General features: G+C 58.6%; 17 protein-coding genes. 5 read left to right on the forward strand and 12 right to left on the reverse strand.

Annotated elements, in window-relative coordinates; all coding sequences use genetic code 11:
* Window positions 1-4 precede the first annotated feature (4 nt).
* On the reverse strand, window positions 5-4834 hold the full coding sequence (locus ACA053_RS20625; RefSeq protein WP_497393563.1) for an NEL-type E3 ubiquitin ligase domain-containing protein: 4830 nt from the start codon (window positions 4832-4834) through the stop codon (window positions 5-7).
* 295 nt (window positions 4835-5129) lie between these two features.
* Between ACA053_RS20625 and ACA053_RS20630 the strand changes: the two genes are divergently transcribed.
* The 4 genes from ACA053_RS20630 to ACA053_RS20645 all read left to right on the forward strand — a co-directional run bounded on the left by ACA053_RS20630 (window position 5130) and on the right by ACA053_RS20645 (window position 10457).
* Window positions 5130-6902 carry an N-acetylglutaminylglutamine amidotransferase gene (locus tag ACA053_RS20630; protein ID WP_497393565.1) on the forward strand — a complete coding sequence of 591 codons (1773 nt, stop codon included), beginning with the start codon at window positions 5130-5132 and terminating at the stop codon, window positions 6900-6902.
* Window positions 6903-6905: 3 nt separating this feature from the next.
* On the forward strand, window positions 6906-8654 hold the full coding sequence (gene ngg / locus ACA053_RS20635) for an N-acetylglutaminylglutamine synthetase (RefSeq protein ID WP_497393566.1): 1749 nt from the start codon (window positions 6906-6908) through the stop codon (window positions 8652-8654).
* 177 nt (window positions 8655-8831) lie between these two features.
* The gene (locus ACA053_RS20640) at window positions 8832-10022 is read left to right on the forward strand and encodes an osmoprotectant NAGGN system M42 family peptidase (protein WP_109633769.1); all 1191 of its coding nucleotides are present in this window, start codon (window positions 8832-8834) and stop codon (window positions 10020-10022) included.
* A gap of 207 nt (window positions 10023-10229) precedes the next feature.
* Window positions 10230-10457, forward strand: a complete 228-nt coding sequence (locus ACA053_RS20645; RefSeq protein WP_010461751.1) for a YheU family protein — start codon at window positions 10230-10232, stop codon at window positions 10455-10457.
* Between the two features lie 5 nt (window positions 10458-10462).
* On the opposite strand, the gene csrA is transcribed toward ACA053_RS20645, so the two are convergent.
* The 3 genes from csrA to ACA053_RS20660 form a co-directional block, all read right to left on the reverse strand.
* Window positions 10463-10648 carry a carbon storage regulator CsrA gene (gene csrA / locus ACA053_RS20650; RefSeq protein ID WP_109633771.1) on the reverse strand — a complete coding sequence of 62 codons (186 nt, stop codon included), beginning with the start codon at window positions 10646-10648 and terminating at the stop codon, window positions 10463-10465.
* 144 nt (window positions 10649-10792) lie between these two features.
* Window positions 10793-11125 carry a YnfA family protein gene (locus tag ACA053_RS20655; protein WP_109633773.1) on the reverse strand — a complete coding sequence of 111 codons (333 nt, stop codon included), beginning with the start codon at window positions 11123-11125 and terminating at the stop codon, window positions 10793-10795.
* Window positions 11126-11189: 64 nt separating this feature from the next.
* Window positions 11190-12005, reverse strand: a complete 816-nt coding sequence (locus tag ACA053_RS20660; RefSeq protein ID WP_497312899.1) for an SDR family oxidoreductase — start codon at window positions 12003-12005, stop codon at window positions 11190-11192.
* A 281-nt stretch (window positions 12006-12286) separates the two neighbouring features.
* On the opposite strand from ACA053_RS20660, the gene ACA053_RS20665 reads away from it, so the two are divergent.
* On the forward strand, window positions 12287-12445 hold the full coding sequence (locus tag ACA053_RS20665) for a DUF3309 family protein (protein WP_169858239.1): 159 nt from the start codon (window positions 12287-12289) through the stop codon (window positions 12443-12445).
* A 58-nt stretch (window positions 12446-12503) separates the two neighbouring features.
* On the opposite strand, the gene ACA053_RS20670 is transcribed toward ACA053_RS20665, so the two are convergent.
* From ACA053_RS20670 to ACA053_RS20705, 8 genes are all read right to left on the reverse strand, one after another.
* Window positions 12504-14597, reverse strand: a complete 2094-nt coding sequence (locus tag ACA053_RS20670; protein WP_497312901.1) for an LTA synthase family protein — start codon at window positions 14595-14597, stop codon at window positions 12504-12506.
* A gap of 269 nt (window positions 14598-14866) precedes the next feature.
* Window positions 14867-15472: an START domain-containing protein gene (locus ACA053_RS20675; protein WP_497393568.1), complete on the reverse strand. Its 606-nt coding sequence runs from the start codon at window positions 15470-15472 to the stop codon at window positions 14867-14869.
* Window positions 15473-15513: 41 nt separating this feature from the next.
* Window positions 15514-15768, reverse strand: a complete 255-nt coding sequence (locus tag ACA053_RS20680; protein WP_109633779.1) for a YkgJ family cysteine cluster protein — start codon at window positions 15766-15768, stop codon at window positions 15514-15516.
* Between the two features lie 165 nt (window positions 15769-15933).
* Entirely contained in the window at window positions 15934-16425 is a 492-nt protein-coding gene (locus ACA053_RS20685) for a translation initiation factor 2 (protein ID WP_497396218.1), read from the reverse strand.
* Between the two features lie 89 nt (window positions 16426-16514).
* Entirely contained in the window at window positions 16515-17954 is a 1440-nt protein-coding gene (locus tag ACA053_RS20690) for an aminotransferase-like domain-containing protein (protein WP_109633782.1), read from the reverse strand.
* Between the two features lie 201 nt (window positions 17955-18155).
* Window positions 18156-18968: an OmpA family protein gene (locus ACA053_RS20695; RefSeq protein WP_497312907.1), complete on the reverse strand. Its 813-nt coding sequence runs from the start codon at window positions 18966-18968 to the stop codon at window positions 18156-18158.
* Window positions 18965-19321: a DUF4398 domain-containing protein gene (locus tag ACA053_RS20700; protein WP_109633786.1), complete on the reverse strand. Its 357-nt coding sequence runs from the start codon at window positions 19319-19321 to the stop codon at window positions 18965-18967. The genes ACA053_RS20695 and ACA053_RS20700 overlap by 4 nt, the downstream gene beginning before the upstream one ends.
* Before the next feature lie 9 nt (window positions 19322-19330).
* The gene (locus ACA053_RS20705; RefSeq protein WP_497312909.1) at window positions 19331-20170 is read right to left on the reverse strand and encodes a substrate-binding periplasmic protein; all 840 of its coding nucleotides are present in this window, start codon (window positions 20168-20170) and stop codon (window positions 19331-19333) included.
* Between the last annotated feature and the right edge of the window lie 42 nt (window positions 20171-20212).

Raw genomic sequence — 20212 nt, forward strand, 5'->3', positions numbered from 1 at the left:
GCGTTCAATCCAGTGCAAAGCAAGTCCTTGCTTCGTCAGCCTTCATGGCCGCCTCGGTGAGACGCTTCAACAAATCGGTCTCGGCCTTGTTCAGCTCATCGGCGATGCCATCGACCACTGAGCGGTATTGCACGCCTAGCGTTGCCTGGCTTTCAAAGGCCGTCGCCATCCGCACGTGGAAAGGCGCAACCAGGTCGGTGAATTGCTTTTGATGACGTTGTCGCAAAAATTCGACCCAGAACGATCGGCTACTCAGGTCATCGAGCAATTCATGCGAAAGCTCCGCGGCTAAGACCTTGTTGATTGCCGTATTCAGGTTTCCCGGCGTCACGCCTCCAAGCGCTGCATAGCGCATATGCCTGGGCTGGCCGACAAGATTGAGTTTTTCAGCCAGACCGGTGCGGTAGGCCAGTTCGACTTCCACCGGATCAAGCTTGATTTTGGCATTTACAACATGTTCTTCAGCGAGCTTCGCAAGATAATCCTGGCGGAACAGGCGACGCGCCAGACTTAATAACCGGGCGGCCTCATCATGGGAATTCCCCGCCTGCCGAACCAACGTATCAAGCTCGACTGCTACCTCAAGATTTCCGAAAATCGTCGCTGCGGCATCATCGCAATTGCCTTTTACCGCCATCGTCAGCAATCGAGCGCGCAACTCAGAATCCCTCTCAGCCGCCTGAATGACGTCCCAGACCCGCCGGGTCATGTCCTCGCGCACAAAGCGGCTATCCGCCGTGTCTCCGACGGCTGCCAGCAATTCAAAGAACTCTTTCGAATCGGGTTCGTTCTTCAGTGCCAACCATGCACGGTTACGACTGGCATAGTTCCCTTCGAGCGGAGTGGGCATCCACAGGTCTCGAGCCCTTAGCTCAGTGAGCACCGCGGTTTCATCTTCCAGCAGGCCCATGCCAGTGCCCATATTGTCACGGTAAGCCTTCAGCTTGGTCAGACTCGCCTCGGAGACAGGGTTATTCGTTAGATTCATCGTTCGCGCGAATCGTCGAGGGGCCTGGAACAACCAATCTGGCAACTCGCGAATCTGGTTACCTTTCAGGTCCACCAACTCAAGGTACGGCGGACGGTAAAGACCGACAGGCAGTTCCGTGGCGTAGGTATCGCACAGCAGCAGCGTTTGCAGATCAAGCATTTTGCTGACATCGATTGTGGCCCCCAAACGATTACCGCTGAGCCCCAGCGTGCGCAGATTGCGCATGTCGGCCAGTTTGCGCAATGTGTGCTCGGTCAGCTGTATCTGATTACCGTCCAACCGCAAGTGCTCGAGCCTGGGCATATGCGACAACACCTCAGGCAATCGTGTGAGTTGGTTGCGCTCCAGTTCCAGCGTGACGAGCCCTTTGAACGGTTTGAGAAAATACACCAACTCGTCTCCGGCCTGCATATCTTTGATTGAAAGGCTGCGCACATGTGCGACATCCTGTTCTGTCAGTGTCGGCAACGGGCCCACCGGGCTGCGCTCCAGTGTGAGCGCTGTAACGGGCTGATCTTGAGGCCAACGCGGATGCGAGATCCGACGCCAGCAGTTTTCGATGGTATTGGCCACCTGACGACGACTCACACGGATATCGTTGAGTTGGCCCGGCACCGTCTTCATTTGCACTTCATCGTCACGCCAGGTGTGCAGCGCGCCGCGCAGTTTCTTCAGTTGTTGCTCCAGCTCCCTTATTCGATTCACCCGCTCCATTTGGGTATTTCCGGCATCATCGAGAAACGACGAAACCTGGGCGTCCGTGAACAGCGGGTAGAGTTTTTTGACTTTACGAATCAGGCCCCTTGCATAAGGGTTCGTAATGGGAGGATCTGCCTGGACACAGGCAGAAAGGTATTTCGGCGTCTCGCTGTGTTCCCCCCGTAGCACCCGCCCGGTCAGCGCCGGATCGCCGATGGCAACCCTCAGCAGCCGTGAGCGCAGTGTGGGGATATCCAATGATTCGTTGTTCGTGAAACCCATGCGGTTGCGTTGGGTGGCAGGCAATACGTCAAGTATCGACTCAAGCAGCGTGTCGCTCGTCACGGTGGAGGACTCATTGCCGTTGTTGTGGGTGACCTGATAGCCAGCGGTCTTCTTGACGATGACCCCGCGCGTCGGCGCGTCAGTTTCGCCCACACTGTCCAGCAAGGTACCGGTCACTGAGCCCTGTCGTACTTCAAGTCGATAGCCGTCGTCCCAGCCTTGCACCCGATTCATCAGCCCGAGCGCCAGTTTGTCGGTGTCGGCACTGGCCAGTAGCGGACGGCGCAACCCCATGAGTGCCCGGTCCTGCCGTATTGCTGACTGTGCCTCGCTGACCTGCCGGGCGAGATCCACGCCGGGGATCTTGCGGTCATGCAGAAAGCTGCGATCTCTGCCAGAGGCGTTTTCAAGCAACTCCTGACACATGCGAGTGGGAAGATCAGTGGCGTGTTCGCGCAGTGTCGCAACGTCACCGGAAGCCGTGCCGTCATAGGATTTATAGAGCCATTCATAGAGCGGCTGCCGATTGCTCCTGAGGCTTGTCGCGATCTCCTTGGCCAACAGCGACGCTTTCGAGCCCGTTGTCGTGCGACCGATGATGCCTTCGACTTCACTTGGGTAAAGCCCATCGATGACGGTATCGAGCAGTTGTCCCGCATCCAGTTGCGCCTGGCTGATGGGCACACTGTTGACGCCATCATCATCGTGCGGGGCGGTCTCGGGGAAGCGGGACACGACCAGGTTTTCGTCGTCGCTCACTTCAATGAAGCGCTCTGCCGGCCAGCCTTGCAACCTGGGCAAGGTATGCAGTTGCTCCTGGACAAACGCTGTGTTCGCGGTCTCTGCCCGCTCCATCGCGGTGACCATCCTGGTGATGCGCTGGTCTATCTTGAAGCGCTCGACACAGTCATTCAGACGCTGCGGTAACTTGAAATTGCGTTCATGCAAATGGTGCAACTTGTCAGGCGTCATGCCGGTGATTTCGGCAATCGCGTCAAGGTCACTGCCGAGCTCGCTCAACCGTTGATCCGTGCGTACCAATGAATAAGCACCGTCGCGCCACTCGTGCGCGTATTCATAGACATGCCGCCAGCCACCCTCAACGTTTCGTTCGACGGCAGGCTGAAATGCGTCATTGCGTAAGGGATGCTTGATGGTCCAGGCCGCCACCTCAGCGTTGCGGGTGACTTGATAGCGAGCCCCGTCCATGACGATCGAAGTCTGCCCGGCATGCCGGTACAACCCTTGCGAATCTGGCTGCACGTCGCCAGCCAGTGTGGTGGATTGTTTGTAAGGTTCGAGGTCGGGCTTCCAAAGTATTGCTTTGCCATCAGTGCGAGTGACGGCCTCGAAACCGTCGAAGAATGCCGCCTGTTCTTTCACGCCCCTGCTGACGGCTTGCGAGATGATTTTGCTGCCCGCCGCAAACGCCGCCATTTGTGCGACGTTTTCGACAACATTCAGCAAGTGCGTCAACGCCTTGGTTCGTTCACCACGCGTCCAGTCAGCCACACCTTCGTACACCTCGCTGACGATGTCGACCACGGCCGTCACCAGCATCAATTGGCCGATCACGGGTACGAAAAAAGCGGCCGCGTTCAACAGCAGAAGGCCTCCATCCTGCAACATCTGAATGGTTTTTTCCCGTTGCTGCTCATCGACATCTTCGGTCGGGATCGCCAGGATTCGCGCATCTTTCTGGGTCTTGCTGACAAATGAACCGAAGAAAAAATCGGCGAGGCACGTATCGGCGGGAGCGGCAACGAGGGTGCCCAACGTCCTGTTTTTGTCGAATTGGGCAAAAAACCCGATTTTATCGTGACCGTACAGGTACTGCCCGACGAAAAACTTCCTGTAGCTTGTACTTTGCAATTTGAGCGTGAGGTAGACCTTGAAGTCCTCCAGCGAGGCGTATTCATACACGGGTCGTCGGGGTTCATTCGGCATATAAACCACGCATCGGGCCTTCGTCTCGGTATCGATGGAGGCTCTGGTAAAGACCAGTACTCCACAGATGCAGGCGTCATGAATCGTCAGGCCTTGCCAAAACACCGGACCGCCATCAAACGATGCGTCGCTGGTTTGCGCCGCCGGGACATCTTGTTCGATCACATTCAGCAGCATCGTATAAACGGCGTGGGTGATGTCCTTTTTCAGGTAGGCCATGTGAAGGGCGACTTGCATGTCCAGCACCTTCAACCGCCGGATATCGGCAGTGGAGGCGCGATCATCGACAGGCAAACCTTTTTCGGGCCTGGCCGGCAATGCCAACGCGTCGCTGACATGGCGCTGATAGCGGGCACCGAGGTCGAGATCGCGGCACAGTGCAGCGAATTTCGCAGGGGTTATTTCCGGGCTTGGCTTGGAAATCTTGTTGATGTGTATCGATGAGTCCTTGAAAACACCCTGGCTCAGGGTTTCTTCCTGGGTGAAGTTTTCCATGGCCATGTGCAGCAGGTTGCGTGAGGGTGTGTGCGTTTGATTCTGATAGCCGATCGGCAGCAGTCCTGTCGACACGTACCTTATATGGGTGACCTCCAGCGTGTCCCGCTCGACGTCGAAATCGATTGTCCATCTGCGCTTGAGGAGATCGGTCAGTTGCCCTTTGCAAAACTCGTCCAACGGCTTGAGCGCCTCAAGCGCCGCTGTGGCCTTGCCTTGAACGACGAAGGATTGCTCGAACGCGGCTCTCAAAGCCTGCACCACGGTCAGATCTGCAGTAGCCAACCATTCAGGAATAGACGCTTGCAGCACTTGCGCCTTGTCCAGATCTGCGGTGTGCTCCAGCAGCGCCTCAAGACGTTGCGCGGGTGTTATTGGCACGGCCGCCGTAGCGGCTTTTGAGGGTGTGGCTGACATGAGCAATATCCTTATTGCGGTAAGAGATGCTCAGTCTATGAAGTGCAACAGGCAATTGATAATTCGAATACTGGGTCGAATCGCCGTGTTTCCAAGCAGCTACTCGTATGCATCACATCAATAATTACCACCCCTTCAATGCACACCTGTGCTGCAGCCGCCATTCGTCCGGCAACCCCGGCTTATAACTTATCGTTCTAAAACTCCTATTACCGTGCGGAGTCAGTTTCTGAGTACCCGCCGTTTTGGCGCGTACCGATTGACCCTCCCCAACGGAAAAACCGGTAAGGACTTTATGTGCGGATTAGCTGGCGAGTTACGCTTTGATCAACAACCTGCGGACCTTGCAGCCGTTGAACGAATCACCCATCACTTGGCGCCTCGCGGCCCTGACGCGTGGGGCTTTCACAGCCAGGGGCCAATTGCCCTGGGCCACCGTCGCCTGAAAATCATGGACTTGTCGGACGGCTCGGCGCAGCCGATGGTCGACAACCAATTGGGCTTGTCCCTGGCCTTCAACGGCGCGATCTACAACTTCCCGGAGCTGCGCACCGAGCTTGAAAGCCTCGGTTATGCCTTCTATTCCGGTGGCGACACCGAAGTGCTGCTCAAGGGCTACCACGCCTGGGGCGAAGCGCTGCTGCCGAAACTCAATGGCATGTTCGCCTTCGCCATTTGGGAGCGCGACGCCAAGCGCCTGTTCATCGCCCGTGACCGTCTCGGCGTGAAGCCGCTGTACCTGTCGCGCACCGGCCAGCGCCTGCGTTTTGCCTCGGCGTTGCCAGCACTGCTCAAGGGCGGCGACATCAACCCGATCCTTGATCCGGTGGCGCTCAATCACTACCTGAATTTCCATGCGGTGGTTCCCGCTCCGCGCACCCTGCTGGCCGGCATTGAAAAACTGCCGCCCGCGACCTGGATGCGCGTAGAAGCGGATGGCACCACCGAACAGAAAACATGGTGGACCCTGCCCTACGGCCCACACGCCGACGAGATGAATCTGACGCTCGAAGACTGGCGTGACCGTGTACTCGACAGCACCCGTGACGCGGTGGCGATCCGTCAACGTGCAGCCGTGGATGTCGGGGTACTACTTTCGGGCGGTGTCGATTCGAGCATGCTCGTGGGCTTGTTGCGTGAAGTCGGCGTGGAAAACCTGTCGACCTTCTCCATCGGTTTCCAGGATGCCGGCGGCGAACGGGGCGACGAGTTCCAGTATTCGGACTTGATCGCCAAGCACTACAACACCCAGCACCATCAACTGCGCATCAATGAGAGCGAGATCATCGAGCAACTGCCCGCAGCGTTCCGCGCCATGAGCGAGCCGATGGTCAGCCATGACTGCATCGCCTTTTATCTGCTGTCCAGGGAAGTGGCCAAGCATTGCAAAGTGGTGCAGAGCGGCCAGGGCGCGGATGAGTTGTTTGCCGGTTATCACTGGTATCCGCAAGTCGATGGCGCTGCCGATCCGTACACGGCCTATCGCGATGCATTTTTCGACCGCAGCTACGAGGATTACGCCGCCACCGTGCAACCGAAATGGCTGACGGCGAATGACGCTGCCGGTGACTTCGTAAAGGAACATTTCGCACAGCCCGGCGCCGATGCGGCGGTGGACAAAGCCCTGCGTCTGGACAGCACGATCATGTTGGTGGACGACCCGGTCAAACGCGTCGACAACATGACCATGGCCTGGGGCCTGGAAGCGCGTACGCCGTTTCTCGACTATCGCCTGGTGGAATTGTCAGCCCGGGTCCCGGGCAAATTCAAACTGCCGGATGGCGGCAAGCAAGTGTTGAAAGAAGCCGCGCGACTGGTGATTCCGAGTGAAGTGATCGACCGTAAGAAAGGTTACTTTCCGGTGCCGGGCCTGAAGCATTTGCAAGGCGATACGCTGAACTGGGTGCGCGAACTGCTGCTCGATCCAAGCCAGGATCGCGGCCTGTTCAACCCGGCCATGCTCGACCGCCTGCTGACCGATCCGCAAGGCCAGTTGACCCCGTTGCGCGGCTCCAAGCTGTGGCAATTGGCGGCCCTGAACCTGTGGCTCAGTGAACAAGGAATCTGATCGATGAAACCTCACGCCACGGCGTATAGCCAACGCTTGTTGCGCGGTCAGGCGCCCTCGTACGAACGCTTGCAGGCGCGGCTGGCCGAAGACGGCAGTGAACTGGGCGCCGCGCCGATTGCCGTGCATTGCGGCTGGGGCCGATTGCTGATCGGTCATACCTTTCCGGATGCGGCGAGCCTGGCCCAGGAACTGCTCAACGAGCAGACCGGTGAACGCGACATCGCCTTGTACGTCGCCGCGCCCCAACAAGTGTTGGGGCTGGAACCGGCGCAGCTGTTTCTCGACCCCTCCGACACCTTGCGGTTGTGGTTCAGCGATTACCGTCAGTCAACCCGGGTGTTCCGCGGCTTTCGTATTCGCCGGGCCCAAAGCGAGACGGACTGGCAGGCGATCAATCAGCTGTATCAGGCGCGCGGCATGTTGCCGATCGATTCCAATCTGCTGACCCCGCGACATCAGGGCGGCCCGGTGTATTGGCTGGCCGAAGATGAAGACAGCGGCGCCATCATTGGCAGCGTCATGGGCCTCAATCATCACAAGGCGTTCAACGATCCGGAGAACGGCAGCAGCCTGTGGTGCCTGGCGGTCGACCCGCACTGCTCCCGACCCGGCGTCGGTGAAGTGCTGGTGCGGCATTTGATCGAGCACTTCATGAGCCGAGGGCTGAGTTACCTCGACCTGTCGGTGTTGCACGACAACCGGCAGGCGAAAAGTCTTTACGCCAAGCTCGGCTTTCGCAACCTGTCGACCTTTGCCATCAAGCGCAAAAACGGCATCAATCAGCCGCTGTTCCTTGGCCCCGGCCCGGAAGCCGATTTCAACCCGTATGCGCGGATCATTGTCGAGGAAGCCCATCGACGCGGGATTGATGTGCATGTCGATGACGCCGATGCCGGGATGTTCACCCTCAGCCATGGTGGACGCCGGGTGCGTTGCCGCGAATCCCTGAGCGACCTGACCAGCGCCATCAGCATGAGCCTGTGCCAAGACAAAAGCCTGACGCACAAGGTGCTCAAAGCCGCTGGTCTGAACCTGCCCTCGCAGCAACTGGCCGGCAACGCTGATGACAATCTGGCGTTTCTCGACGAGCACGAGCGGGTGGTGGTCAAGCCACTGGATGGAGAACAGGGCCAAGGCGTTGCGGTGGACTTGCGGACGATCGAAGAGGTCCAGCAAGCCATCGAAGCCGCTCGCCAGTTCGACAGTCGCGTGCTGCTGGAAAGCTTTCACGAGGGTCTCGATCTGCGGATTGTGGTGATCGGTTTCGAGGTGGTCGCCGCGGCGATCCGTCGCCCCGCCGAGGTGGTGGGCGATGGTCAGCATTCCATCGGGGCCCTGATCGAAGCGCAAAGCCGACGTCGGCAGGCCGCCACCAGCGGCGAAAGCAAAATCCCGCTGGACCATGAGACCGAACGCACGCTTCAGGCGGCGGGTTATGACTACAACAGTATTTTGCCGGCCGGTGAGCATCTGTTCGTACGGCGTACGGCGAATCTTCACACCGGTGGCGTTCTTGAGGATGTCACGGCGACCTTGCATCCGACCCTGGTCGATGCCGCCGTGCGGGCTGCGCGGGCGCTGGATATTCCCATGGTCGGGCTCGACCTGATGGTGCCTGCCGCGGATCAACCGGAGTACGTGTTTATCGAGGCCAACGAACGCGCCGGGCTGGCCAACCATGAACCGCAGCCGACGGCGGAGCGGTTTGTGGATTTGTTGTTTCCGCATAGTCAGCCGGCTGTTTCCTAGTCATGTGTCGTCTGGGCAGACGCCATCGCTAGCAGGCTAGCTCCCACATTTGACCGCATTCCAACTGTGGGAGCTAGCCTGCTAGCGATGGCGGCCTGCTAGCGATGGCGGCCTGACAGGCAACAAAAATTCTTCCTCATCGAAACCATCGATGCGCTCAACTCATCAGGAGTTTCCATGACCAGCAAAATCCCCGAACCAGACCTCAACTACCTGCAAAAAGTCCTGCTGGAAATGCTCGCCATTCCCAGCCCGACCGGGTTTACCGACACCATCGTGCGTTACGTCGCCGAACGCTTGGAAGAGCTGGGCATTCCCTTTGAGATGACTCGGCGCGGCACCATCCGCGCCACGCTCAAGGGCAAGAAAAACAGCCCGGACCGTGCCGTTTCCGCACACCTGGACACCATCGGCGCGGCGGTTCGCGCCGTGAAAGACAATGGGCGCCTGACCCTGGCCCCGGTCGGCTGCTGGTCCAGCCGTTTTGCCGAGGGCAGCCGCGTCAGCCTGTTCACCGACAACGGTGTGATTCGCGGCAGCGTGTTGCCGCTGATGGCGTCCGGGCACGCGTTCAATACTGCCGTGGATGAAATGCCGATCAGCTGGGATCACGTCGAATTGCGCCTGGACGCTTACTGCGCCACCCGCGCCGACTGCGATTCCCTGGGGATCAGCGTGGGCGATTTCGTCGCCTTCGACCCGTTGCCGGAGTTCACTGAAAGCGGCCATATCAGCGCTCGTCACCTCGATGACAAGGCCGGCGTTGCGGCGCTGTTGGCGGCGATGAAAGCGATCATCGACAGCGGTGAAGAATTGATGATCGATTGTCACCCGCTGTTCACCATCACCGAGGAAACCGGCAGCGGCGCGGCGGCTGCCCTGCCTTGGGACGTCAGCGAGTTCGTCGGCATCGACATTGCGCCAGTTGCGCCTGGTCAGCACTCCAGTGAACACGCAGTGAGCGTGGCGATGCAGGATTCCGGCGGGCCGTACGACTATCACCTGTCGAGGCATTTGCTGAGGCTGGCCAGTGAAAACGAGTTGCCGGTGCGCCGCGACCTGTTTCGCTATTACTTCAGCGATGCGCATTCGGCGGTCACCGCCGGGCACGACATCCGCACCGCCCTGCTCGCGTTCGGTTGCGACGCGACTCACGGTTATGAACGTACGCACATCGACAGCCTGGCTGCGCTGAGTCGCCTGCTCGGTGCCTACATTCTGAGCCCGCCGGTATTTGCCAGTGATGCTCAGCCGGCGAAGGGTTCGCTGGACCGGTTCAGTCATCAGATCGAGCATGACACGCAGATGGAAAGCGATACGCGGGTGCCGTCGGTGGATAGTCTGGTGGGGCAGCGAACAGACAGCTGATTCACGTATTGCGTCGCTTGGGTGATCGCCATCGCGGGCAAGCCCGCTCCCACAGGTTTTGCGTCAATTTGGACATAGTGATTGACGCAAAACCTGTGGGAGCGTGGCTTGCCCGCGATGGCGTCAGATCAGGCACCCATGAGGCCACGGGCTAGCCGCAACCGATCATTCGCCGTAGCATCGCGCCATTGTTTAGCCGAGGTGCCTATGCTGATTCCCTACGACCAACTTGAAGTCGACACCCTCACCCGCCTGATCGAGGATTTCGTGACCCGCGACGGTACGGACAACGGTGACGACACGCCGTTGGAAACCCGTGTTCTGCGCGTTCGCCAGGCTTTGACCAAGGGTCAGGCGCTGATTGTTTTCGATCCAGACAGCGAGCAATGCCAGTTGATGCTCAAGCACGATGTGCCCAAGCACCTGTTCGACTGAGGCGCTCAGCGTCCTTTGGTTTTGGCCAGTTTGATCTGGATGCGCTCGTAGACCTCGGCCCGATGCACATTGACGTTCTGTGGCGCTTCGACACCGAAGCGCACACTGCCTCCGTTGACAGCGATGATGCGCACTGAAATGTTGTCACCGATGGAAATCATCTCGCCCACAACGCGACTGAGTACAAGCATGGCATTCATCCTTCAGGGTTACCGGCCCTTGAAGATGCCCGTCGCAACGCCGCTCTTCAATGCAACGACGGCAATTCAGTCTTGCCCTACAGCACAGGACCATCCCCCCTTACGGAAGCGTCTTACAAATCCTTTGATGTCGCTTCAAGAAGCGGAGAAACGCGGGCCGAATAGAATGACGCTGGCCCCGATCACGCACAGTGCCACGCCCAACCAGTCCGACCCCAGGGGACGAATCCGCTCGACCACCGCCAGCCAGCCGATCGAGGCGACGATATAAATGCCGCCATAGGCGGCATAGGCGCGACCGGCGTAAGTCGCCTCGACACGGGTCAGTAGTAGCGCGAATAACGTCAGGCTGAGCAGTGCCGGCATCACCCACCAAATGCTTTTACCTTGGCGCAGCCACATCCAGAACGCGAAGCAGCCGCCGATTTCGAACAGCGCCGCGAGGAAAAACCACAAGTAATTGAGCATGCAGACGTCTCGTGAGGATGGCCGGTTGCGGCCACCCTAACGACGGTGTTGCGCATGGGCAAGTTCAGCCTGCGTTTTGTTTGGCCTTGGCGCGCATTTTGTCGGCCATGGTGGTCATTTCGTTGTAGAGCAATTGCGGGTTTTTCTGCTTCAGAGCCCAGGCCATGCGGCCCTGTTCGTGTGGCAGGATCATGAATTCACCGGCGGCGACGTGCTCGTAGATGTAATCGGCAATGTCAGTCGCGGTGATCGGCGAACTTTCCAGTAACTTGCCGACCTGGGCTTTCATGGCCGGGGTCGGGCCACGGAAGGAGTCCAGCAGATTGGTCTGGAAGAACGACGGGCAAACCACGTGCACGCCCACTTCCTGTTGCGCCAGTTCGACCAGCAGACTTTCGGACAAGGCCACGACGCCGGCCTTGGCCACGTTGTAGTTGCTCATCGCAGGGCCTTGCATCAGCGCGGCCATCGAAGCGATGTTGATGATCTTGCCTTTGCTTTTTTCCAGCAGCGGCAGGAAGGCCTTGCAGCCCTTGACCACGCCCATCAGGTTGATTGCGATCTGCCAGTCCCAGTCTTCCAGGGACAGTTCACTGAAGAACCCGCCCGACGCCACGCCGGCGTTATTGACGATGACATCGATGCCACCCAGTTTCTCTTCACAGGCCTGGGCGAAGGCCGTCAGCTGGCTGTAATCACGCACATCGCAACGCTGGATAAAACCGTCACCGCCCACTTCACGAACCTGTTTCAGGGTTTCTTGCAAACCGGGCTCGCTGACATCCGACAAGGCCAGCTGCCAGCCTTCACGCGCCCAGCGCAGCGCGATTTCGCGACCCAGGCCTGAGCCCGCGCCAGTGATCATCATGCGATTTTGCATAGCAAACAGCCTTGTTGTTCCGGGGAAGATGCCCTGAGTGTAGCGAAGGACATTGCGCGACCCACGCTCCATCAGATTGCTGAATGGTCCGAGCAAACCGCTGGAGGGTGTGAATCAACTAACGCCGCTAAAAACGAAATAAGGCTTTCTTCGAAAAACATTAAAAAAACTTGGAATTTTCCGACACCCGCAACAGTCGGATTTTGTAAGCAGCTCGGGTTTATTGCAGTCCAGCTGACAGTTAAAAGCTAAAGTCATTCCAGAACACTTCCAACAAGGAAATAGACATGGGCACAATTCTTATCGTAATTCTGATTCTCCTGCTGGTAGGTGGTTTGCCGGTCTTTCCACACTCAAGAAGTTGGGGTTATGGCCCGTCGGGTATCATCGGCGTGGTGTTGGTGGTGCTGTTGATTCTGCTGTTACTTGGCAAAATATAAAGTTTTAAAAGGCAAAAAAAGAGGCCCTCGAAGGGCCTCTTTTTTATTGCGCCGAAAACTAGTCCGGCTTGCCGTCAACGACACCGGCGGTGTTGTCGATCAGGCTCTTGGTGGCTGTCTGGATGAACGACTCGAGTTTCTGCTTGAGGGCCGCTTCGTCAGCCGACGCCGGAATCACTTCGCCTTTCGAATTGGCGCCCAATTCGTACTGATACAGCTTGGGCGGCATTTCTTTCGGCAGCACCAGCACGCGATCCGCCGTCAGCAACGCGACGGTCTGATCGCTGCCCGAAGGCTTGATCACGCCAAAACCCTTGTCGCCTTCCGGCAAATTCAGCAAGTCACGACCCCAGCACTGGTGAATCACGTCGCCGCCGATGCGGCCCATGATGGTCGGCACGATATCGATCTGTGTGCCCACGGTGTGGTCAACCTGGCCGAACTTGTCCTGCACGCCCGGCCCGATCAGCAGCATCGGTACGTTGAAGCGGCCCAGGTCCATTTCGGTGATCTGCTGCTCGTTGCCAAAACCGTGGTCGCCGACTACGACAAACAGGGTTTCCTTGAAGTACGGCTCTTTACGCGCCTGCTCGAAGAATTGACCCAGCGCCCAGTCGGAGTAGCGCATGGCGGTCAAATGTTCGTTGAGGCTGCCACGGTCAGTCACGCGCTCGACCGGCAAAGGCGTCGGCAAGGCGTACGGCGTGTGGTTGGACAGGGTTTGCAGCAAGGCATAGAACGGTTTTTTGTCTTTGCCATCGCGAGCTTTCAACTCTTCCAGACCACGGTTGAACATGTCCTGGTCGGACACACCCCAGGTTGGGTCGGAGAACACTGGGTTAACGAAGTCGTTACGTCCGATGAAGTTGGTCATGCCCTGGTTGCTGAAAAAGCCCGACTGATTGTCCCAAGCGAAATCGCCGTTATAGACGTACACATCGTCATAGTCACGAGCACTGAGCAACTGCGGCAGGCCGGACAGTTTGTGGCTGCCTTCCGGGGTCTGCATCAGGTATTCGAAACCCGGCAGGTTCGGGAAGCAGGCCATGGTGGCAAACATACCCTGGTGGGTGTGGGTGCCGTTGGAGAAGAAGCGGTCGAACAGCAGGCCTTCTTTCGCCAGCTTGTCGAAGTACGGCGTGACGTTACCCGGACGACCCAGCGCGCCCACCGAATGACCAGCGAAGCTTTCCATCAGGATCACAACCACGTTCTTGATCGGCAGGGTTTTGTCAGCGGCCGGGGAGAAGTTACGACGCACGGCGGCGATTTCGCCATCCACCAGTTTGTCGCTCGGGGTCAGCAACATATCGCGGACGGTCTGCTGAGCCACTGGCTGATCCAGTGTGGCTTTCCAGATGTTGTCGCGTTCTTCGGACATCCGGCTCTTGGCCGCCGCGATCAGCGACAGCGTGCCGTTGAGGCCCAACTGGTTGGCGAAGTTCGAGTCGGTGGTGTAGACGTCACCCCAACGCAATGGCGGGCCTTGACGCAGGGTGCCACGAGCCGCGACCACGCAGACCAGCAGGCAAACCACGAATACGACGCCTCGTGCATACCACGGGGCAACCTGACGCGTGCCGATGCTGCCGCCGCTGAACGGACCACGAGGACGGGTCGCCCGATCGGCGCCCTTGAACGCCAGGGTCAGGATCAGCGTGCCGAAAGCCCAGGCCAGCAGGTAGCGAACCACAGGAAAACCGTACCAGAGCATGCTCATCACGGTTTTCGGGTCTTCCTTAACGTACTGGAAGACCAGGCCGTTAAGGCGTTGGTGGAACTCGCGATAGAAATCCATCTCCATCAGGCCGAGGAACAGCGCGATGCTCGAGGCTATGGTCAGCCAGAAACGGAAGAACCCGCGAGCGGCCATGGCCCGGGAGCTGAACAGCGCCAGAATCAGCGGAATGCTGAGGTAGACCACCAGGCGCAGGTCGAAACGCAGGCCATTGGCGAACGCCTCGAAAAAGGTCGAGGCCGGTGTATCGAGGATCATTTCGCGGTTATAGACCAGCAGCGCGACGCGCAGCAGGCTGAACATGACCATCATGACCAAGGCACACAGCAGCGTGTAGGCCAGATGCGATTTGACGGTCGGTTGCAGCAGGCGACTAGAAGCTCGCTGCTGACTCAGGGCGTCCGGGTTTGCCATGTCGTTTTAGGACCCATTGGAAGTTGAAGTTTCAAAAGTGAAGCGGCGCCCTGCCCTCTGTTGGCCAGTTCTCGACCCCGGGGCTTGCGCGGTGCGCAAATGTTGCACGATCACCCGCAGCATTGCCATGAATTAGTGCCCGCAATGCTGACGCGGGCGAATTGTCTTGGAGGCCTTGTGAAAATTTCGTGCAACGTATATCCGGAAACAAAATAACCGCAAAAACAAACGCCCCGAAAGGTCGGGGCGTTTGATGAAACAGCGCGTACTTACTTCTCTGCGCGTTCCTTCAGGGCTTTAAGGGTGTTGAACGGTGCATCAACCACGAACTTGTTGGCGACCATCGGCGGGATGCTGCCGCCTGGCTCGGTGTGCACCTGATAGGTCACTTCGATCTGGTCACCCTTGGGGACGAACTTCCAGAAACCGTCAATTTTGGTGACACGGACGAAGCCCTTTTCCTCAGGAATGTACTTCGGCACGCCTTCGAGTTTGCGGGTCAGGCTGCCGTCGGCGCCTTCGGTGGTGGTGATATGCAGCACCGAATCACGCGGGGTCACCGGCCATGGGGTATTGAATTGGCTGTAGGTCCAGCTCTGATCGCCTTCGTGCTTGAGCAGCTTCTGGGCCTTGCACTCGTGAATCCAGGCGCAGGCGCCAGAGACGTCTTCCTGCAGCGCGCGCAATTTGGCCATGGTGGTCTTCATCAGGGTCACGCCCTGGTAGGCCTTGTAGTCGGAACCGGCCACTTCACTCAGGGACACCTTGATGCCGTCTTCATTCTTGGCGACTTTCCAGTCCTCGGCCTGGGCGGCCGTGGTGGTCAGCAACACTGTCAAACCACACAGCACAGCCATACGATGCAGCGAACCCATAGTCTTACTCCTTATTGTTGAAGTTCCGTTCGTAGAACACATCATGCAGCCGTCATTTGCTCCCACCATCCGAGCAGCTTAATCGCTTCGTCGCTGCTGCTTCCGCAGACTTCGACGTCGGCTTCAAACGCCGAACACACGGCAGGACGTTTCGGATCGCCGAAAATGCTGCACAGGTTATCGACAGACAGTTGAACGCAACGTTCGCCAGCGGCTTTGCCATTGGGCATGCCGGGAATCGGTGAACTGATGGAAGGGGCAATGCAACAGGCGCCACAGCCTTCACGGCATTTCATGACGACAAGCTCCTCGCGACGGGTGATGTGTTAATGGACGGGGCACAGAGTAACCGCTAAAACAGCTGTTTAAAATTACCAAGACCGGGGTTTTTGCGCTCAAACGGATGTGACTGACCAGTCTCCGACAAAGCGTCTGGCCAGCAGGTCACAGATGGGAAGGAATTACCGCTTGAACTCGAACTCCAGCGCTGCTCCTTCGACTTCACGGCGCTCTTCGTTTCGCAGTTGCAACTGCATTTCGTTGCTGATCAGCCTTCCGTTGAGCTGAAAAGGCGCGCTCTTGTCACCGAACATTTGTGGCAACACAGGGTCGCGCCGGGGCAATGGGACCGTACCGACCGGTTTTAGCTCCTCCGCCATGTCCTGGGGCAGACTCAAATCCAGGTCAACCGAAGGAAGCTTGGTTTTCACGACCTCACTGGCGGGTTTGGACTTGGAGGCAACCGGCGGTCGTTTTTTTACCACTGCGGCTTTCTTTTTTACCGGCGTGGCGTTCTTTTTAACCGCAGCGGTTTTCTTGACGGGCGCTGGTTTTTTCGCGGTTTCGCTGCTGGCTGCCGGTTTTTCCTGAGTCGAAGCCGCCATGACGCCTTGGGCATGAACGGTCATGAAAAGACAGATCGATAGGCAGACGGCAGGAAAAATCGGTTTCATGGACCCAACGACGCGAACGGCAGAGGGCCATATGCTCGCCTGTTGCACGCAACATGACAAGCACGTGTACGAAACGACCGGCGCTCATGTCAGAATCCGCTGGCCGTCTCTTGGCAAAGCTGCGTCGCCAACATCCCCAGCGTCATCAATGCGCGCTCGGCTTCGCGATTCCAAGGCGTGCCACAGTTCAGGCGAATGCAGTGATTGAACTGCTCGGTGTTACTGAAAATCAGCCCCGGTGCGATGCTGATGCCCTGCTGCAACGCACGCACATGCAGCTCCTGAGTGTTGACCCGTCCTGGCAGGCTGACCCACAGAATGAAGCCGCCCGTGGGCCGGGTCATCTGCGTGCCTTCCGGAAAGTACTGCTGCACCGCCAACTGGAAGGCGCTGAGGTTCTTGCGGTATTCCTGACGGATGTAGCGCAAGTGACGGTCGTAACCGCCATTCTCCAGGTACGCGGCGATGCCCATTTGCGTGACGCTGCACGCCGAATGCGTGCTGAACGTCTGCAAACGCTGAATCTCTTGCTGGTATTTGCCGGCGATCATCCAGCCAATCCGCACGCCCGGTGACAGGGTCTTGGAGAAGCTCGAGCAATAGATCACTCGATCCAGCCGGTCGTAGGCCTTAAGCGATTTGGTCCGACCTTGCTCGAACATCAACTCGCCGTAGATATCGTCTTCAACGATCTGGATATCGAAATCCGAGGCCAGGCGCAGCAGTTGCTTCTGCCGCTCTTCGGGCATGGTGCCGCCCAGTGGATTACTCAGACGCGTGGTCAGCACCAGCGCCTTGATCGACCACTGGTTGGCCGCCAGTTGCAGGGCTTCGAGGCTCATGCCGGTCGCCGGGTCGCTCGGGATCTCGATGACTTTGAGGCCCAGCAGGTCGGCCAGTTGCAACAAACCATAATAAGTCGGTGACTCGGCGGCGATCAGGTCGCCCGGCCGGGTCAGTACGCGCAGTGACATCTGCAACGCATCGACGCAGCCGTGGGTGATCACCACTTCGGAAGGATCAACCACCACGCCGGCATCACGCATGCGGATCGCCACCTGCCGGCGCAACGGTTCAAAACCGGGGCTGAACATGTAACTGAAGGCACGCGGGCTATGGAAACGGGTGACTTTGGCCAATTGCTGGTGCAAAGCGCGGACCGGCAAATAATCGACGCTCGGCACTGCCGCGCCCAAGGGGAAAACACCCTCGCGACGGGATTCGACCAGCACTTGCTGAATGATGCTGCTGCGGGTGACCAGACCGGGCCGCTCGACCCGGGCGATGTCCGGCGTTGGCGCTGTCAGGGCTGGTGTCTGGTGCACGTAATAGCCCGACTGCGGCCGGGCGCGGATCAGCCCCTGATCCTCGAGATTGGCGTAAGCCTGCAAAACGGTCGCATGGCTGACGTTGAGCTGCGAGCTCATCTTGCGCACCGAAGGCACGCGTTCCCCCGGTTGATAGACACCACGGCGGATGTCTTCGGCCAGTTGCTGAGCAATACGTTGGTAGAGCAAAAGATTGGTCATGACGCAGCACTCGATTTCACGGGCATTTTATTCTTGTGTGAAACAATACCGGAACAGTTTAGAAGTGTACTGGGACAGTTGCCACAATAGTCGACCGTACAGTGCAGTGTCAGCAAAAACTGTACTGTTTTGAGAGGCATTTGGCAGGCGCAAAAAAACCCGGCGCTGTCGGGCAGGCCGGGTTTTCCAGAAACGCAGCCCTTAGCGGGCGGCGCCGAGCTGGCCTTTTTCGTCGGAGAACACAATTTCCACCCGACGGTTCTGCGCGCGACCACGCTCGGAAGCGTTCACGTCCACCGGGTACTCATCGCCGTAGCCTTCGACCTTGATGCGTTTATCGTCGATACCCAGGTCCATCAGCACGTCCGCCACCGATTGCGCACGGTCACGGGACAGTTTGAGGTTGTCCTGCTTGCCGCCGGTGCTGTCGGTGTAGCCCTCGATGCGGACCACACGCTTGGGGTTGAGCTGCAGGAACTGCACGATTTTCAGGACCACGCGGTTCGCCGAATTCTTCAGCTCCGCCTCGCCGGTGTCGAACAGCACATCGCCCAGGGTCATCACCAGACCACGGTCGGTCTGCGTGGTGGCCAGGGCAACAATCTGTTCTTCGAGCCATTTGCCCTGCTGCTGCACACTGAGCAACTTGGACTCACGCAGGGCCAGTTGCAGGCGCTGACGTTCCAGTTCGAGCTTCGCCGCGCGCTCTTCGTTGAGCACCTGATTGGTGTGCTCACGGGCGATTTCGCTGTAGCGCTGGCTCAGGTAGGCGTAATGCACCACGTCCGAGCCGCTCCCCCAATAGCTGGAAAGACGATCGGCGCGGGCCAGGGATTCACCGGCACGGATCACGTCCTTGGGCGCGATTCGCAGCACGTTGGAGTCTTCCTTGACCTTCTGGAAGTCACTTCCGGCCTGCTGCAATGCGCTCTCGCTGTGTTGGCCGGCGCAACCGTAAAGGCTCGCGCAACCGGCCAGGATCAAACCGCCGAGTGCTTTGGACTTGAGGCTCATTGGGCATCTCCCAGTTGCTTGCGCAGGCGAGTGATGCGGGTGTTGAGCACGTTCAGTTGCTCCTCGCTCTTGAGAGTCAGCACCTTGGCTTCGGCCAGGCGCGCGTCCAGTTCGGCCTGTTCGGCCCGCATGCGCGCATGCCTGTAGGACTGATCCGTCATGTCGCCCTGGGCACGGGAAAACTTGTCTTCGGCCAGTTTGAGCTCTGGCACGTCGTCGACAGTGGCCCCCACGGCTTTGGCTTGTACGAGCGCCTGTTCGGTCAGGCGTATTTGTTCATTCGGCGCCGGATCGGCTGCACAACCCGCCAGAGCCAGAACGGCCAGGGCAGCGAAAAGAGGTCGAATACTCACTAAAAATCCCTACTGTTTTGGGGTACTGACGGGTTGTTGCGGTGGCTGCTGTTGCTGCTGCGCTTTCCAGCGTTCGATATTGCGTTGCAGCACGGCCTCCGTCAGTCCGGACGCGGGCAATTCTGTCATCTTTTTGGCCAGCTGTCCGCGCAACCACGGATCGTTGCAGGCGGAGTTATGGGAAACCGCGAGGAACAGGCCGGGTTTGTCGATCGGGTTCGGGCGAGCGACCAGGTCGTTGGCCATGCTCAGGGTTTGCGCGGCGGCCATGCCCGAGTAGCGTCCGGCGAGGACAAATTCCACCTCACCCAGGAGCAGTTTCTGCAAGGCCTGGGTCAGGTTTGGAGTACGCACGAGGGTCAATTGCTGCTCGGCGAAAGTGCCGAATGCCTGGGTCATTCGAGACTTTTCCGACACGGCGCCTGGATGACCGTGCAGGTCTTGCGCTTCGTTGTAGGCCAATGCCGAGTCTTTGCGGGTCCAGACCAGGTAATCGTTTTCCAGAAGCGGCGGGTGGATGAAATCCAGGCTTTCCAACTCGCCGACCGTCAACGGCGCGTCGGCCAGCATGTCCATGCGCCCGCTGCGCACTTCGTCCAGCGCCTGGGCACGTTTGCCGGCGTAAAGCAGTTCGACCTTGATACCCAGTTCCCCCGCCACGTGCTGCAATAAATCAGCACTGGCGCCGATCAAGTGCTTGGGGTTTTGTGGGTCTTGCCACAAGTACGGTGGCGCGTCCGGGCTGCCGGTCACCACCAGGCGCTCGCACTTGCCTGCGGCCACGGCCAGCGCCGGCAACACCGTCAGCCCTAGCAGTAATGACCAGCCACATACGCGACGCAGATCCATGGCAACACTCTCCCACTCAAATCCGGAACAAAAAAAAGCCCG

The organism is Pseudomonas sp. LBUM1672, assembly GCF_059695655.1.

Excerpts from the sequence above, each read along its gene's own strand:
- ACA053_RS20670 (WP_497312901.1), bottom strand. The coding sequence starts at position 14,597 with ATGGCAAACCCGGACGCCCTGAGTCAGCAGCGAGCTTCTAGTCGCCTG.
- ACA053_RS20685 (WP_497396218.1), bottom strand. The coding sequence starts at position 16,425 with ATGAAACCGATTTTTCCTGCCGTCTGCCTATCGATCTGTCTTTTCATG.
- csrA (WP_109633771.1), bottom strand. The coding sequence starts at position 10,648 with ATGCTTGTACTCAGTCGCGTTGTGGGCGAGATGATTTCCATCGGTGAC.
- ACA053_RS20660 (WP_497312899.1), bottom strand. The coding sequence starts at position 12,005 with ATGCAAAATCGCATGATGATCACTGGCGCGGGCTCAGGCCTGGGTCGC.
- ngg (WP_497393566.1), top strand. The coding sequence starts at position 6,906 with ATGAAACCTCACGCCACGGCGTATAGCCAACGCTTGTTGCGCGGTCAG.
- ACA053_RS20705 (WP_497312909.1), bottom strand. The coding sequence starts at position 20,170 with ATGGATCTGCGTCGCGTATGTGGCTGGTCATTACTGCTAGGGCTGACG.
- ACA053_RS20680 (WP_109633779.1), bottom strand. The coding sequence starts at position 15,768 with ATGAAATGCCGTGAAGGCTGTGGCGCCTGTTGCATTGCCCCTTCCATC.
- ACA053_RS20675 (WP_497393568.1), bottom strand. The coding sequence starts at position 15,472 with ATGGGTTCGCTGCATCGTATGGCTGTGCTGTGTGGTTTGACAGTGTTG.
- ACA053_RS20645 (WP_010461751.1), top strand. The coding sequence starts at position 10,230 with ATGCTGATTCCCTACGACCAACTTGAAGTCGACACCCTCACCCGCCTG.
- ACA053_RS20695 (WP_497312907.1), bottom strand. The coding sequence starts at position 18,968 with ATGAGCCTCAAGTCCAAAGCACTCGGCGGTTTGATCCTGGCCGGTTGC.
- ACA053_RS20630 (WP_497393565.1), top strand. The coding sequence starts at position 5,130 with ATGTGCGGATTAGCTGGCGAGTTACGCTTTGATCAACAACCTGCGGAC.
- ACA053_RS20655 (WP_109633773.1), bottom strand. The coding sequence starts at position 11,125 with ATGCTCAATTACTTGTGGTTTTTCCTCGCGGCGCTGTTCGAAATCGGC.
- ACA053_RS20625 (WP_497393563.1), bottom strand. The coding sequence starts at position 4,834 with ATGTCAGCCACACCCTCAAAAGCCGCTACGGCGGCCGTGCCAATAACA.
- ACA053_RS20640 (WP_109633769.1), top strand. The coding sequence starts at position 8,832 with ATGACCAGCAAAATCCCCGAACCAGACCTCAACTACCTGCAAAAAGTC.
- ACA053_RS20690 (WP_109633782.1), bottom strand. The coding sequence starts at position 17,954 with ATGACCAATCTTTTGCTCTACCAACGTATTGCTCAGCAACTGGCCGAA.